The 15071-nt window shown below is 66.4% G+C and carries 13 protein-coding genes; 11 read left to right on the top strand and 2 right to left on the bottom strand.

Annotated features, from left to right (window positions below):
• Window positions 1–186: 186 nt before the first annotated feature.
• Complete coding sequence (locus B9Z03_RS09490; protein WP_085463987.1) at window positions 187–975, bottom strand: DeoR/GlpR family DNA-binding transcription regulator; 789 nt, start codon at window positions 973–975, stop codon at window positions 187–189.
• Between the two features lie 213 nt (window positions 976–1188).
• Here B9Z03_RS09490 and B9Z03_RS09485 point away from each other — a divergent pair, with 213 nt between their 5' ends.
• The 6 genes from B9Z03_RS09485 (at window position 1189) to B9Z03_RS09455 (ending at window position 10612) form a co-directional block, all read left to right on the top strand.
• On the top strand, window positions 1189–2157 hold the full coding sequence (locus B9Z03_RS09485; RefSeq protein ID WP_085463986.1) for an ABC transporter substrate-binding protein: 969 nt from the start codon (window positions 1189–1191) through the stop codon (window positions 2155–2157).
• Window positions 2158–2394: 237 nt separating this feature from the next.
• Window positions 2395–3396 carry a quaternary amine ABC transporter ATP-binding protein gene (locus B9Z03_RS09475; RefSeq protein WP_085463985.1) on the top strand — a complete coding sequence of 334 codons (1002 nt, stop codon included), beginning with the start codon at window positions 2395–2397 and terminating at the stop codon, window positions 3394–3396.
• Window positions 3397–3462: 66 nt separating this feature from the next.
• The gene (locus tag B9Z03_RS09470) at window positions 3463–5490 is read left to right on the top strand and encodes an ABC transporter permease (RefSeq protein ID WP_210191359.1); all 2028 of its coding nucleotides are present in this window, start codon (window positions 3463–3465) and stop codon (window positions 5488–5490) included.
• Window positions 5490–6377 carry a phosphotransferase gene (locus B9Z03_RS09465; RefSeq protein WP_085463983.1) on the top strand — a complete coding sequence of 296 codons (888 nt, stop codon included), beginning with the start codon at window positions 5490–5492 and terminating at the stop codon, window positions 6375–6377. Before B9Z03_RS09470 ends, B9Z03_RS09465 begins: the two co-directional genes overlap by 1 nt.
• The gene (locus tag B9Z03_RS09460; RefSeq protein ID WP_085463982.1) at window positions 6374–8815 is read left to right on the top strand and encodes a GcvT family protein; all 2442 of its coding nucleotides are present in this window, start codon (window positions 6374–6376) and stop codon (window positions 8813–8815) included. The genes B9Z03_RS09465 and B9Z03_RS09460 overlap by 4 nt, the downstream gene beginning before the upstream one ends.
• A gap of 159 nt (window positions 8816–8974) precedes the next feature.
• Window positions 8975–10612 carry a Na+/H+ antiporter gene (locus tag B9Z03_RS09455; RefSeq protein WP_085463981.1) on the top strand — a complete coding sequence of 546 codons (1638 nt, stop codon included), beginning with the start codon at window positions 8975–8977 and terminating at the stop codon, window positions 10610–10612.
• A 1-nt stretch (window position 10613) separates the two neighbouring features.
• Here B9Z03_RS09455 and B9Z03_RS09450 read toward each other — a convergent pair whose 3' ends face one another.
• The gene (locus tag B9Z03_RS09450) at window positions 10614–11243 is read right to left on the bottom strand and encodes a class I SAM-dependent DNA methyltransferase (RefSeq protein ID WP_085463980.1); all 630 of its coding nucleotides are present in this window, start codon (window positions 11241–11243) and stop codon (window positions 10614–10616) included.
• A gap of 291 nt (window positions 11244–11534) precedes the next feature.
• Between B9Z03_RS09450 and B9Z03_RS09445 the strand changes: the two genes are divergently transcribed.
• From B9Z03_RS09445 to B9Z03_RS09425, 5 genes are all read left to right on the top strand, one after another.
• Window positions 11535–12017, top strand: a complete 483-nt coding sequence (locus B9Z03_RS09445; protein WP_085463979.1) for a hypothetical protein — start codon at window positions 11535–11537, stop codon at window positions 12015–12017.
• A 57-nt stretch (window positions 12018–12074) separates the two neighbouring features.
• On the top strand, window positions 12075–12557 hold the full coding sequence (locus B9Z03_RS09440; protein WP_085463978.1) for a hypothetical protein: 483 nt from the start codon (window positions 12075–12077) through the stop codon (window positions 12555–12557).
• 97 nt (window positions 12558–12654) lie between these two features.
• Window positions 12655–13563 carry a phosphotransferase family protein gene (locus B9Z03_RS09435; protein ID WP_085463977.1) on the top strand — a complete coding sequence of 303 codons (909 nt, stop codon included), beginning with the start codon at window positions 12655–12657 and terminating at the stop codon, window positions 13561–13563.
• 71 nt (window positions 13564–13634) lie between these two features.
• Window positions 13635–14570 carry a methionyl-tRNA formyltransferase gene (gene fmt, locus B9Z03_RS09430; protein WP_085463976.1) on the top strand — a complete coding sequence of 312 codons (936 nt, stop codon included), beginning with the start codon at window positions 13635–13637 and terminating at the stop codon, window positions 14568–14570.
• Entirely contained in the window at window positions 14570–15070 is a 501-nt protein-coding gene (locus B9Z03_RS09425; protein ID WP_432417031.1) for a GNAT family N-acetyltransferase, read from the top strand. The genes fmt and B9Z03_RS09425 overlap by 1 nt, the downstream gene beginning before the upstream one ends.
• The last annotated feature ends 1 nt before the right edge of the window (window position 15071 follow it).

Here is a 15071-nt window from a genome sequence, read left to right as displayed (position 1 = left end):
CAAAGTGACGTGGTATACCCTATCGAATTAGTAGAAATTAAAAATAGGAACTGGTCCTAAAAGTTAGGCATTATATAGAATGGTTTTTTGAATCTTTTGCGAAATCCGGATTCAGATATCACTTTCACGGTCAGCGTATCCGCCCTCGGGTGCCGTTCTGAGAGTCCAGTATCGACAGTCCGCAGCCTAGGAGCGTTCGACCGCGTCTGCGACATCGGCTCGCGCCACGTCGAGCAGCGCCCCGCTCGCCGCCAGCGCATCGGCGATGTCCGCCGGAGGAAGCAGATCGGTGACCAGTGCGGACACGGCGTCGAAGGTGCAGATGCGCACCAGGCCGCGCCGGCCGAACTTGGAATGATCCGTGACAGCGAGCCTGCGGCTGCCTCGAGCGAGAACCGTGCGGGCGAATTCGGATTCCTCGAGATCGTAGTCCATCAGCCCCTCGGCATCGACGGCGCCGACCGAGATCACCGCGTGGTCGACTGAGAAGCGGCTGATGAACTCGATCGCCGAGACCCCGAACGCCGCGCCGGAATCGCTCCTCAGCTCGCCGCCGGCCATGTAGACCTTGTTGCCGTTCACGGTCGCGAGCGTACGGGCGATGTCGGAGGAGTTGGTGACGACGGTGAGACGCCGGTGACCGAGCAGTTCGCGGGCGAGGAAACTGGTCGTGGTGCCGGTGTCGAGCATGATCGACTCGCCGTCGGCGATGGTGGCCGCGACGTGGCGCGCGATCGCGCGTTTGGCGGCGGCGTTCTCCCGCATGCGCCGTTCGAACGGCGCCTCGCCGCCCAGCCCCGCGAGCCCGACCGCGCCGTGCATGCGCACCACCGACCCGTCGTCGCTGAGAGGCTTCACGTCCCGCCGCACCGTCTCCAGCGAGACCCCGAGCCGCGTGGCGAGGTCGGAGATCGAGACCGTGCCCTCCTCGCGCAGCATGCGCAGGATCTCGGCGTGGCGTTTCGACAGGACCATTGTGGACATGACAGACCCATCTGCCCGTTTTGGCGGCATTTCTGACCGCTCTTGCCCGCTTTATAACAAATTGCGGTCACGAAGCCATAAAACACCACACGCATCGTTGACAAGCCGGCTGCCGCTGCGTGAGATTGCCAGACCGATACAAAGACCTCCTGCGGGGTTGTCCCGACCGGAGGCGGGGCGAACACTTGGACAGGAGTTTCGGACATGATTGCCACAGGTCACGGACTTAAATCGGCCTGCGCGGGATTGGCGCTCGCCGCCGCGCTCACCATTGCCGGCCCTGCCGCCGCGCAGGAATCGACCGATCCGATCAAGCTCACGCTGCACGACTGGACCGGCCAGCTCATCACCACCGAGCTGATGGGCGAGGTGCTGAAGAAGGCCGGCTACAGCGTCGAATACGTCCAGGCCGACTATCTCGCGCAATTCGCGGGGCTGGAGGCGGGCGACCTGCACGTGGCGATGGAGATGTGGGAGACCACCGGCCGCGACGCGATGGACGCCGCGACCGCCACCGGCAAAGTCGAGAACTTCGGCGCCACCGGCATGAAGGCCAAGGAGGAGTGGTGGTTCCCCGAATATATGAAGGAGAAGTGCCCCGGCCTGCCCAACTGGGAAGCGCTGAAGGACGAGAAATGCGCCGAGGCATTCTCGACCGCGGAAACCGCGCCGAAGGGCCGCTATCTAGGCGGGCCCGTCACCTGGGGCGGCTTCGACGACGAACGCGTCGCGGCTCTCGGCCTGCCCTTCGAGGTGATCCATGCCGGCACCGACGCAGCCCTCTTCGCCGAGCTGGAAAGCGCCTACCAGCGGCAGGCGCCGATCCTGCTCTGGATCTACGCGCCGCACTGGGCGCCGGCCAAATACAAGGGCGAGTGGATCGAATTCCCCGAATACACCAAGGAATGCTACACCGACCCGAAATGGGGCTCGAACCCCGACGCGCTCTACGATTGCGGCAAGCCCTTCGGCGAGATCTGGAAGGTCGGCTGGGCCGGCGTGAAGGACAAGTGGCCGGGCGCCTACAAGGCGATCAAGGCCTTCACCATCGACAATGACGAGATGGGCAAGATGATCACCGCCGTCGATCTCGACGGCAAGAAGGTCGCCGACGTCGCCGCCGAATGGATCGCCGCCAACGAGGCGCGCTGGTCGGAGTGGATCAAGAAGTAGCAGCCTGCTTAGTCCTGGATAAGCCGTGATACTTCGCGCCCCCCTCTGTCCTGCCGGACATCTTCCCCACACGGGGGGAGATTGGCTGTCACATGCGATTTCGCCAACCTCCGCCGTTGAAAGCCGAACGCCTGCAGCGGAGCTGCCAATCTCCCCCCTCGCGGGGGAGATGTCCGGCAGGACAGAGGGGGGCGTGACAGAACGCGATCGTTGGGCCTTGGCCGCAGCTTCCGTCGCATGACCGCCAAGCTCTCCTGCCGCCATGTCTGGAAGCTGTTCGGCGAGGGCGCGAGGTCGTTCCTCGCCGCCAATCCCTCGCCCGATGCCGACCTGCTCGCCGCCAGCGATCTCGTCGGCGCGGTGCGCGACGTCAATCTCGACGTGGCGGAGGGCGAGATCTTCGTCATCATGGGCCTGTCCGGCTCGGGCAAGTCGACGCTGGTGCGCTGCCTCTCGCGACTGATCGAGCCGAGCGCGGGCGAGATCCTGTTCAACGGCGAGAACCTGCTCGCCGCCGACGAGAAGCGGATGATCGAGATCCGCCGCCACCAGATGGGCATGGTGTTCCAGCACTTCGCGCTGCTGCCGCACCTGAGCGTGCTGGACAATGTCGCCTTCCCGCTGTCGATCCAGGGCATCGCGCGCGACAGGCGCGAGGCCCGCGCCCGCGAGATGATCGACCTCGTCGGCCTCACCGGCCGCGAGGCCTCCTTCCCGCGCCAGCTCTCGGGCGGCCAGCAGCAGCGCGTCGGCATTGCGCGTTCGCTCGCCGTGGAGCCGGAGCTGTGGTTCCTCGACGAGCCCTTCTCGGCGCTCGATCCGTTGATCCGCCGCGAGATGCAGGACGAGTTTCTGCGGCTGCAATCGAAGCTCAAGAAGACGATCGTCTTCATCACCCACGATTTCGACGAGGCGATCCGGCTCGCCGACCGCATCGCCATCATGAAGGACGGCGAGATCGTCCAGACCGGCACGCCTGAGGACATCGTGCTCAACCCCGCCACGGACTATGTGCGCGAATTCACCCGCGACGTGGCCAAAGCCAAGGTCGTCTCGGTGGGCTCGCTGATGAAGCCAGGCACCGCCGAAGGCCGCCCACGCGTCCCGGCCGTCACGCGCATCGCCGAAGCCGCGCGGCTGTTCTCCGATGGCGAGACGCTCGAAGTGGTCGACGCCGCCGGCGCCCCCCTCGGCCGGCTCGAGCGGCGCGACGTCGCCGACCTTATGCTGAGGGGATGAGGCGATGCACGTGCCTTGCTTGCACCAGCCCCCTCACGCCGAAAGAACTGACATATGGAGGCCCTCATGAGCCTCCCCGTCATCGAGGCGCAGCGCCCTATCGCCCCCCGCATGGCCGCGGGCAGCATCTCCCTGCCCTGGCTCACCGCGCTCGCGGTCTTTGCCGTCCTCTGGCTGGCGCCTGTGCCGGCATGGATCGACGTCTATCCCAAGGCCTGGGAGATTCCGGCTGCGCGGTGGATTTCGGCGGCGATGAAGTGGCTGGTCAACGATGCCAGCTTCGGCCTGTTCACCTTCACCGACCTCACCCGCTTCCTCGCCTCGCTGATCGAGGCGCCGTACCGGCTCGCACTCAGCCTGCTTGCCACCGGCTTCCTGTCCGGCCAGGGGTCGAGCGCGGTGCAGGTTGCGCCGCCGCTGTCGTGGATCGCTGTGATCGGCATCGTCGCATTGATGGGCCACGCGGCCGGCGGGCGGCCGCTCGCCGTGCTGGTCGCCGCCTGCTTCAGCTTCATCCTTGTCTTCGGCCAGTGGCAGAGCGCCATGGCGACGCTCGCCTCGGTGCTGGTCGCCGTACCGATCGGCGTCGCCGGCGGGCTGCTACTCGGCATCGCCGCCTACCGCCATCCGCGCTTCGAGCGGGCGCTGACCCCCGTGCTCGACATGATGCAGACCATCCCCGCCTTCGCCTATCTGGTGCCGATCCTGTTCCTGTTCGGGTTCGGACCCACCGCCGCGATCGTGGCGACCGTCATCTACGCCCTGCCGCCGATGGCGCGCATCACAGCGCTGTCGCTGCGCCAGGTCGCGCCCGAGGTCCGCGACCTTGGCCGCATGGTTGGCGCGACGCGTCGCCAGATGACCTGGCGCGTGCTTGTGCCCTCGGCGCGCGACAGCCTGATGGTCGGCGTCAACCAGGTGATCATGCTGTCGCTCAACATGGTCATCATTGCCTCGATGATCGGCGCCGGCGGCCTCGGCTTCGACGTGCTCGCCGCACTCCGCCGCCTCGACATCGGCGCGGGGCTCGTCGCCGGCCTCGCCATCGTGGCGCTCGCCGTCGCGCTCGACCGGCTGAGCCAGGCCTTCGCGCAACGCGACTTCGCCGCCCCGCGGCTGGATGCCTCGCTGCTCGCCCGCTATCCGCATGTAAGCGCCGCGCTCGCGCTGGTCGCCGCGACCTATGCGCTCGGCATGGTCCTGCCCTTCGTCCGCCAATGGCCGGAGGCCTGGGAGATCTCCACGGGCGCGCTCCTCTCCGAGGCCGTGAAGTGGATCAACATCAACTTCTTCGACACGTTCGAGGCGGTAAAGAACGCGGTGCTGCTCAACGTGCTCGTCCCCTTCAAGCGCTTCCTCTCCGATCTGCCCTGGCTTGGCGTGACGGGGCTTCTCGCCGTCGCCGGCTATCTGCTCGGCGGCGTTCGCCTGATGGCGACGGTGGCGGTCCTCGCCTTCCTGATCGCCGCGACAGGGCAGTGGGAGAAGGCCGCGATCACCGTCTATCTCTGCGGCGTCTCGGTGCTGTTCGCCGCGCTCATCGGCATCCCGGTCGGCATCTTATGCGCCGAGAACGAGCGCCTGTGGCGCGTCGTGTCGCTGGTCATCGACACGCTGCAGACATTGCCCTCCTTCGTCTACCTGATGCCGGTCGTGATGCTGTTTCGGGTCGGCGACTTTTCGGCCATGCTCGCCGTCGTCGCCTATGCGATCGTGCCGGCGATCCGCTACGCGGTGCTCGGCCTGAGGCGGGTCGATTCGCGCGTGGTCGAGGCGGGGCGCGCGATGGGTGCGACGCGTGGCCAGATCCTGACGCGGATCCGGCTGAAGCTGGCGCTGCCCGAGATCATGCTCGGCATCAACCAGACGATCATGTTCGCGCTGTCGATGCTGGTCATCACCGCGCTGGTCGGCACGCGCGATCTCGGCCAGGAGGTCTACATCGCGCTGACCAAGGCGGACACCGGCCGCGGCCTCGTCGCAGGCCTCGCGGTCGCGGCGATCGCGATCATCGCCGACCGGCTGATCTCGGCCGGCGCGGCCAGAACAAGAGCGAGGCTCGGCCTCGCCGGCATGGGAGGAAGTGCATCTTGATGGAAATGAACGCCCGCATCTGGGTGCTGCCGATCTGGTCCGGTCCCGTCGACCCGAAGCCGCTGAAGGGCGGGCTGTCGAACAAGAGCTACACTGTCGAGGATGCGGGCCGCAAATATGTCGTGCGCTTCGGCCAGGACTATCCGTTCCACCACGTCCACCGCACCCGCGAAATCATGACCGCGCGCGCCGCGCATGCCAGCGGTTTCGCGCCGGAAGTGGTCTATACTGGTCCCGGCGTCATGGTCTCGCGCTTCATCAACGGCAAGACCTACACGCCGGTCGACGTGACGGAGAACATCGGCCGCGTCGCGGACATCGTGCGGCGCTTCCACATCGAGATGCCGCGCCAGATCAGCGGCGCCGGCTTCGCCTTCCTCGTCTTCCACGTCATCCGAGACTACGCCCGGACGCTGCGCGAGGGCGGGAGCCGGATGAGCGACCGGCTGCCGGCCTTCCTCCAGCTCGCCGCCGACCTGGAGAAGACGCAGCCGCCGCTGCCGATCATCTTCGGCCACAACGACTTCCTGCCCGCCAACATTCTCGACGATGGCGAGCGGCTGTGGCTGATCGATTTCGAATATGCCGGCTTCACCACCGCCATGTTCGACCTCGCCGGCCTCGCCTCCAATGCCGGCTTCGACGAGGAACAGTCAGAGGAACTGCTGGCGCGCTATTTCGGCGAGAAAGCCTCGCCTGAGATCGTGCGCGCGCACGCCGCCATGCAGTGCGCCTCTCTGCTGCGCGAATCCATGTGGTCGATGGTGTCGGAGCTGCATCTCGACGCGCCGGGCGTCGACTATGAGGCCTACACCGCGGAAAACCTCGAGCGGCTCGACGCCGCGCTCGACCGTTACCAGTCCCGTTTCGGAACCCTCAAGCCATGACGCTGCCTTCGCACGCCCAGATCGTCGTCATCGGCGGCGGCATCATCGGCTGTTCCACCGCCTATCACCTTGCCCGCGACCACAAGGCCGACGTGGTGCTCTTGGAGATGGGGCAGATCACCTCCGGCTCGACCTGGCATGCGGCAGGCCTGGTCGGCCAGCTGCGCTCGTCGGCCTCGATCACGCGGGTACTGAAATATTCGGTCGAACTCTACAAGGGGCTGGAGGCCGAGACCGGGCTCGCCACCGGCTGGAAAATGACCGGCTGCCTGCGCCTTGCCACCAACCAGGACCGCTGGACAGAGTTCCGCCGCACCGCCACCACTGCCAAGAGCTTCGGCATGGACATGCACCTGCTCTCGCCCGAAGAGACCAGGGCGATGTTCCCGCTCATGGACGTCTCCGACCTCGTCGGCGCGTCCTGGCTGCCGACCGACGGGCAGGCGAGCCCGTCGGACATCACGCAGTCGCTCGCCAAGGGCGCACGCATGCACGGCGCGAAATTGTTCGAGAACGTGCGCGTCACCGGCTTCGAGATGCAGGGCCGGCGGATCGTCGCAGTGAAGACCGACCAGGGCGATATCGCCTGCGACAAGGTCGTCAACTGCGCCGGCCAGTGGGCACGGCAGGTCGGCGCGTTTGCCGGCATCGACGTGCCGCTGCAGCCGGTGAAGCACCAGTATGTCATCACCGAGAAGATACCGGGCCTTTCGACCGACGCGCCGACGATCCGCGACCCCGACCGGCGCACCTATTTCAAGGAGGAGGTCGGCGGGCTCGTCTTCGGCGGCTATGAGCCGAACCCGCAGCCGTGGACGACCGGAGACGTGCCCAACGACTGGCAGTTCCGCCTGTTCGACGACGACTACGACCATTTCGAGCAGCACATGACCCAGGCGATCGAGCGCATCCCGGCGCTGGCCGAGGTCGGCGTGAAGCAGATGATCAACGGGCCGGAGAGCTTTACGCCCGACGGCAACTTCATCCTCGGTGCTGCGCCCGAATGCGCCAACATGTTCGTCGGCGCCGGCTTCAATGCCTTCGGCATCGCCTCGGGCGGCGGCGCGGGCTGGGTGCTGGCGCAATGGACGGTCGACGGCGAGGCGCCGCTCGACCTGTGGGTGGTCGACATCCGCCGCTTCTCGAAGCTTCACCGCGACCGCGACTGGGTGCGCGACCGCACGCTCGAAGCCTACGGCAAGCACTACACCATCGCTTATCCGCACGAGGAATACCAGAGCGGGCGGCCTTACATCGTCTCGCCGCTCTACGAGCGCCTCAAGGCTTGTCGCGCCGTCTTCGGCTCCAAGCTCGGCTGGGAGCGGCCAAACTGGTTCGCTCCGTCGGTGGTCGCGGCCGAGGATGTATATTCGATGGGCCGGCAGAACTGGTTCGGCCCGGTCGGCGACGAACACCGGCTGGTGCGCGAGAAGGTCGGCATCTTCGACCAGTCCTCCTTCGCCAAATACGAGCTTGCCGGAGCGGACGCGCAGAAGGCGCTCGACTGGATCTGCGCCAACGACGTGTCGAAACCCGTCGGCCGGCTGACCTACACGCAGCTTCTCAACTCACGCGGCGGCATCGAAGCCGACCTCACGGTGGCGCGTCTCGGCGAGGACCGCTTCTACATCGTCACCGGCACCGGCTTCCGCACCCACGACCTCGCCTGGATCGAGGACCACATCGGCGCAGGCCTCGACGCGCGGCTGACCGACGTGACCGAACAGTTCGGCACGCTTTCCCTGATGGGCCCCCGCGCCCGCGACGTGCTGGCCGCCGTCACCGACGCCGATGTCTCCAGCGAGGCCTTTCCCTTCGGCCATGTCCGCGAGATCGACATCGCGGGCACGACCGTGCGCGCGCTGCGCGTCACCTATGTCGGCGAGCTGGGCTGGGAGCTGCACGTTCCGATCGAGGCGACGGGGGTGGTCTTCGACGCGCTCATGAAGGCGGGAGAGGGCCACGGCATCCGCCCCGTCGGCTACCGCGCGCTGGAATCGCTGCGACTGGAGAAGGGCTACCGCGCCTGGGGCTCGGACATCACGCCGAACGACACGCCGTTCGAGGCCGGGCTCGGCTGGGCGGTGAAGCTGCGCAAGAACACCGACTTCTCCGGCCGCCGCGCGCTGGAGGCCGTTGCCGGCCAGCCGCTGAAGAAACGCCTCGCTTGCTTCACGGTCGACGACCCCAAAATCGTCCTCCTCGGTCGCGAAACGATCCTGCGCGACGGCCAGCCGGTCGGCTACCTCACCTCCGGCGGCTACGGCTACACGGTGGAGAAAAACATCGGCTACGGCTACGTCCGCAACGCGGAGGGCGTGAGCGACGAGTTCCTCGCCGGGGGGACATATGAACTGGTGGTGGCGATGGAAACGGTGGCGGCAAAATTGCACATCGAGGCGCTCTACGATCCGAACGCGGAGCGGGTAAAGGGGTGACGGGAGCCCTTCGTTCTGATCTCGGTCCGTGGGGCCACTTGATCCGGACGCAAGGCAGCCAACCGCATTCGCGGGATTGACTGATGCGAGAAATCACCCGAAACCGAAATTAGCGTCCGTCTTTCGCGCTACTGTACTGCCTGCCCGTGGAGATGGCTCTTGGAGACGATATCCCTCGTACTCGTTCTCTTACTGGCCGTCGTCATCAGCGGCTTCATCGCGCGTGCCTTGCCCATCGCGGTGCCCTTGCCGCTGGTCCAGATCGGGCTCGGTGCGGCAGTGGCCTCGGTTACGAGCGATCCGGTCGAGCTCAGCCCGGACATCTTCTTCCTGCTCTTCCTGCCGCCGCTTCTCTTTCTCGACGGCTGGCGGATTCCGAAGGAAGGTCTGTTCCGCGACAAGGGCACGATCCTGGAGCTGGCGATCGGCCTTGTGGTGGTGACCGTGCTCGGCGTCGGCTTCCTCATCAACTGGCTGGTGCCGTCCATGCCGCTGGCGGTCGCCTTTGCGCTGGCCGCGATCGTCTCGCCGACCGACCCTGTCGCGGTGTCGGCGATTGCCGCGCGCGTGCCGATCCCCAAGCGCATCATGCACATCCTGGAGGGCGAGTCGCTGCTCAACGACGCGTCTGGCCTGGTCTGCATGCGTTTCGCCGTGGCGGCGGCGCTGACGGGTGCCTTCTCGCTGTTCGACGCCGTGGGCACCTTCATCTGGGTCGCCGTCGGCGGCATCGCGATCGGCGTCGTCGTGACCTTTGGCATCACCACCGCCAAGAACTGGATCTCGCGCCGGCTGGGTGAGGAAACAGGCTCCCAGATCCTGATCAGTCTGCTCATCCCCTTCGCCGCCTATCTGCTGGCCGAGCATCTTCACTGCTCCGGCATCCTGGCGGCCGTCGCGGCGGGCATGAGCATGAGCTATGCCGAGCAGACCGGCCAAGCGCTGGCGGTCACCCGCGTGCGGCGCAGCGCGGTCTGGGATACGGTGCAGTTCACGCTCAACGGCATCATCTTCGTGCTGCTCGGCGAGCAGTTGCCGAAGATCGTCGAAGGTGCTGCACAAGTGGTGCAGGAGACCGGCCATCGCGACCCGATCTGGCTGGCGGTCTATGTCGTCGCGATCAACCTTGCACTCGCAGCTCTCCGTTTCCTTTGGGTATGGGGATCGTTGCGCTACACGACCTTCCGCAAGGCGCCGGAAGGGCAGGTCGCGGTCATGCCGAGCTGGAGGCTCATAGCCGCGATGTCGGTGGCCGGCGCGCGCGGCGCGATCACGCTGGCGGGCATCCTTACCCTGCCGTTGATGCTCGACGACGGCACGCCGTTTCCCGCGCGAGATCTCGCGATCTTCCTCGCCGCCGGCGTCATCATCATGTCGCTCATCGCCGCGAGCATCGGCCTGCCCTATTTCCTGAAAGGGCTGGAACTGCCGCCCGAACCCTCGCATCAGGTCGAGGAGGATCGGGCGCGGATCGCCTCGGCGGAAGCCGCGATCAAGGCGATCGAGCAGGAGCTGCACGAACTGAGTCAGGGCCGCGACGACGTGGACATCTATGCCGAAACCGGCACGCGCCTGATGGAATTGTACCGCCAGCGCATCGATGCCGGCTTGAAGACGGGTGAGGAAGCCACGCTCGTGCGCAAGATTGACGGGATCGAACGCAAGCTCCGGCTGGCGGCCCTGCGTGCCGAACGCGACGAAGTCTATCGCAACGCGCGGGCGCGCAACGTGCCAGACGACGTCGCCCGCAAGCTGGTGCGCGAGATCGACCTGCTCGAGGCCCGCATCGCGGGATAGCCTATCGCTTCAGTGCCAGCCCGCGGCTCGGCACGGTGCCCGTCTCGCCGGGCATGGAGACATACGGCTCCGTCTCCTCGATGCACTTCACAAGCCCCTGTCGCTCGAGCTCGGCAATCCGGGCGGCAAAGCCGCCCTCCCACAACGTGTTCTTCACCGTCAGCACGATCGTTCCACCCGGCCGGCAGATGCGAATCAGCTCGTCCAGCCCCTCCGCGCCGACATGGCCGGTGGTGAAGACGCCCGCCGAGACGATGCCGGCGAAGTGGCCGTCGGCGAAAGGCAGCGGGCCGCCGAGCGCCAGATTGTGCAGCTGCGCATAGGCGCCCTTCGCCTTCGCCCGTTCGAGCATGCCCGTGGAGAGGTCGAGGCCTTCGACCTGCGGATAGCCGACGATGCCCAGCCATTCGCCGACCAGACCGGTGCCGCAGCCGGCATCGAGCACCGGCGTCGCCCCACGCGGCAGGTAGCGCGCGAGAAGCGCGAGCGCGATCGAGGGATGCCGATAACCGGCCGCCGCCATCTCCGCGTCATATGTATCGGCCCAGCGGTCGTAGAGGGCCGCCACCTCTTCCGGCGCCTTCGCGCCATAGACCTGACCGAGCGCGCCCTCGTGATGTCCGTCAGCCATTATGCGTTCCTCATATGCCAAGACCCAGCATACTCCATTCCTGGCCCAGCCGGGCAAGTGCGGCAGTTGGTTCGGTTCGGAAATGTCCTCGCGACCAGAGCCGCCTCGTCTCGCGAGGCTCAGCCGCGGCAAGATTTCGAAGACAACGGAATACTACGATCTCAAATGAAAAAAGCTTCCGTTACGAAAGAAAAGTCTCGACACGACACCGCTTCCAAGCAATTGTTGACGCAAGGGCACATGTCCTTCGTCACCGAAGTCCCAGGCAGTGTAAGACAGGGAGGCCATCAGATGTCCATCGGCTGCAAGCCGCTTCTTGCTGGCGTTGTTTTGGCAACCGCTATAGCCGCAACGGGCGAAGCTTCCGCTGCAAGGCTGTTCAAGGGCGTCGCGGTGGTCCTCGAACGCACGAACACTGCCGCCTGCGCGGCCGAATATGACATCTCCGAGAGTTTCATCGTCGAATACCTGGCGAATATCGGCGCCGAAACGACGCCGGAGCGGATTTCCATCATCGGGGCGAACGGGTCGCTCCTTCTGACGAATGTGGACTCGACCCCAAAATTGAACGGCGCCGGTAGCGTCAGCATCACCGGAAACATCTTGGCCAAGCCGATCAGCATACCGTCCGTCACCACGAATTTCACGGTTTCCGCCGTCGCAGCTACGTCGCTTGTCGCCACGATGTCCGCAGTTGTGACGCAGCTCGGAATTCCCGGCTGCAGCGTGAAGATCCGTGCCGCCCTCACCTACCTGCCGCCCGGCGGCTATTGAGACCCGACACACGAACGCAGCCAAAACCTACGAAGTACCAGACAGGGAGACCATCACATGTCCATCGGCCGCAAGTCCCTTCTTGCCAGCGTCGTCCTGGCAACCGCGCTCACCGGCGCCGGCGAGGCCTACGCGGCCAAGCTGTTCAAGGGCATCGTCGTCATTACCGCTCGCACGAATACTGGCCTCTGCATGGCGGAATACGATATCTCCGAATCGTTCGTCGTCGAATACCTCGCCAATGTCGGCGCGGAGACGACGCCCGAACGTCTCTCGATCATGAGCACCAACGGGTCGCTGCTGCTTTCCAACGCCGATGCCACGCCGACGCTGCGCGGCGCGGGCCGGGTCAGCGTCGCGGGAAACATCTTCGCGCGCCCTGTCGCCATTCCGTCGATCAACACGCAATTCTCGATCTCGGCGGTGGTCGCCAATACAGTGACGGTCACGATGTCGGGCACCGCCAACAGCCTCGGTATCCCGGGCTGCAACGTCACCATCCGCGGCGCACTCACCTATCTACCACCCGGCGGCTACTGATCGCGGACCTTTCTCCTGATGGAGATGAACCGCCGCCCCCTTGTCCAAAGGGGGCGGTGTTGGTCTATGGTTTGCGCATGATCAGCCGGGCCGCAGCATGACCGAAGACCTCGCCGACGTTCGCGCCGCCATCGCCTCCATTCCCGCCCTCGCCGGCTACACGGGCCCCCTCCAGCGCATGGGCGGTCTCACCAACCGGGTCTATCGGGCCGGCGAGTTCTGTCTGCGCATTCCGGGCAAGGGCACCGAGGAGTATATCAGCCGCGCCAACGAGGCAGTCGCGGCGCGGGAAGCCGCCCGGGCCGGGGTGTCACCACAGGTGCTGCATGTCGACGACGCCACCGGCGTGATGGTGACACGCTTCCTTGCGGACGGGGTGACAATGTCGCCGGAAGAGTTCCGCACCCGACCCGGCAGCCCCGCTCGCGCCGGCGAGGCCTTCCGCAAGCTTCACACTTCCGGCGCGGTGTTCCCGTTCCGCTTCGAACTGTTCGCGATGATCGACGACTACCTAAAGGTGCTGTCGACCAAGGACGTCAACCTGCCCGCCGGCTATCACGACGTGGTGCGCGAAGCGGACGGGACGGTGCGCGCCGCACTTGCGGCGCATCCGCTGCCGATCGTCGCCTGCCACTGCGATCCGCTCTGCGAGAACTTCCTCGACACCGGCGAACGGATGTGGATCGTCGACTGGGAATATTCGGGCATGAACGACCCGATGTGGGATCTCGGCGACCTTTCCGTCGAAGGCGGCTTCGACACGGCACAGGAAGACGAGATGCTGCGCGCCTATTTCGGCGGCGAACCGTCGGCCAACGACCGCGGACGCGTCGTTATCTACAAGGCGATGTGCGACCTTCTGTGGACGCTATGGGGCCTGATCCAGCTCGCCAACGGCAATCCTGCCGACGATTTCCGCGCCTATGCCGACAACCGCTTCGCCCGCTGCAAGGCGCTGATGGAGACGCCGGAGTTTTCCCGTCACGTCGCCGCCGTCAGGGGTTGACCGGCCGGACGGGTTGACCTTCGCGCGCCGAGGCTGTTGATGCGGCGGCAACGAGGTGAACGAAGGCCGCGATGACGCTCCGACTGATCTTCATGGGCACGCCGGATTTCTCCGTGCCGACGCTGCGCGCGCTGCATGCGGCGGGGCACGAGATCGCCGCCGTCTATTCGCAGCCGCCTCGCCCTGCCGGCCGGCGCGGGCTGGAACTGACCCCCTCGCCCGTCCACCGTGCGGCGGAAGGGCTCGGCATCGACGTGCGCACCCCCGTCTCGCTGAAGGGCGAGGCCGAGCAGCAGGCGTTCGCCGCACTCGACGCCGATGCCGCTGTCGTCGTCGCTTACGGCCTGCTCCTGCCGAAGCCGATCCTGGAGGGCACGCGCCTCGGCTGCTTCAACGGCCACGCCTCGCTCCTGCCGCGCTGGCGCGGGGCCGCGCCGATCCAGCGCGCGATCATGGCAGGCGACGCCGAAACAGGTATGATGGTCATGAAGATGGACGTCGGTCTCGATACCGGCCCTGTCGCCCTGACTGCCCGTGTCGCGATTGGTCCCGACATGACCGGCGGCGAGTTGCACGACCGCCTGAGCGAGGCAGGCGCGGCGCTGATGGTCGAGGCGATGGCGAAGCTCGAGCGGGGCGAGCTTGCACTCTCGCCCCAGCCGGCCGACGGCGTCACCTATGCGAAGAAGATCGACAAGGCGGAAGCCCGCATCGACTGGGCGCGTCCGGCGCGCGAAGTGCACGATGCGATCCGCGCGCTCTCGCCCGCTCCCGGCGCGTGGTGCGAGATTATGGTCAACAGCAAGGCGGAACGGCTGAAGGTGCTGCGCACGACGCTGTCGCACGGCGCGGGGCAGCCCGGCAAGGTGCTCGACGACGATCTCGCTATCGCCTGCGGCGATGGCGCTGTTCGTCTTGTCGAAGTGCAGCGTGCCGGCGGCAAGCCGATGACGGCACGAGACTTCCTGCGCGGCGTCCGCCTCGCCCGGGGAGACCGGCTGTCATGATCCGCGGCCTCGTCATCCGCCCGGCACTGGCGTCGGATCGCGCCGGCATCCGCGAGGTCGAGCTGCAGGCCTTCGGCCAGGCGGCGGAGGCGGATCTGGTCGACGCTCTCGTCGCCAACGGCGATGCCGTTCTCGAACTCGTCGCAACGCAGGAGGGCGAGATCGTCGGACACATCCTGTTCTCGCGCCTCTTCGTGGAAGCCGACGAGGGCCGCGTTCCGGCGGTCGCCCTGGCGCCGCTCGCCGTCAGACCGAAGCGACAGGACAGCGGCATCGGGACGGCGCTGGTCGAGCACGCGCACGCCTCGCTGACGCACGGCGGGGACAGCCTGTCCGTCGTGCTCGGCGATCCCGCCTATTACGGCCGCTTCGGCTATGCGCATGAGCGCGCCGCCGGCTTTGTCAGCGACTACCAGTGCGAGGCGCTGCAGGCGCTCGCCTGGGGCGAGGCTCCGACGACCGGCCGGCTCGTCTACGCCCCTGCCTTTTCGGATCTCTGAG

Source organism: Mesorhizobium australicum (genome assembly GCF_900177325.1).
Taxonomy (GTDB): Bacteria; Pseudomonadota; Alphaproteobacteria; order Rhizobiales; family Rhizobiaceae; genus Mesorhizobium_A; species Mesorhizobium_A australicum_A.
The sequence above is the reverse complement of the archived record's forward strand: the minus strand, read 5'-3'. Positions and strand labels throughout refer to the sequence as shown.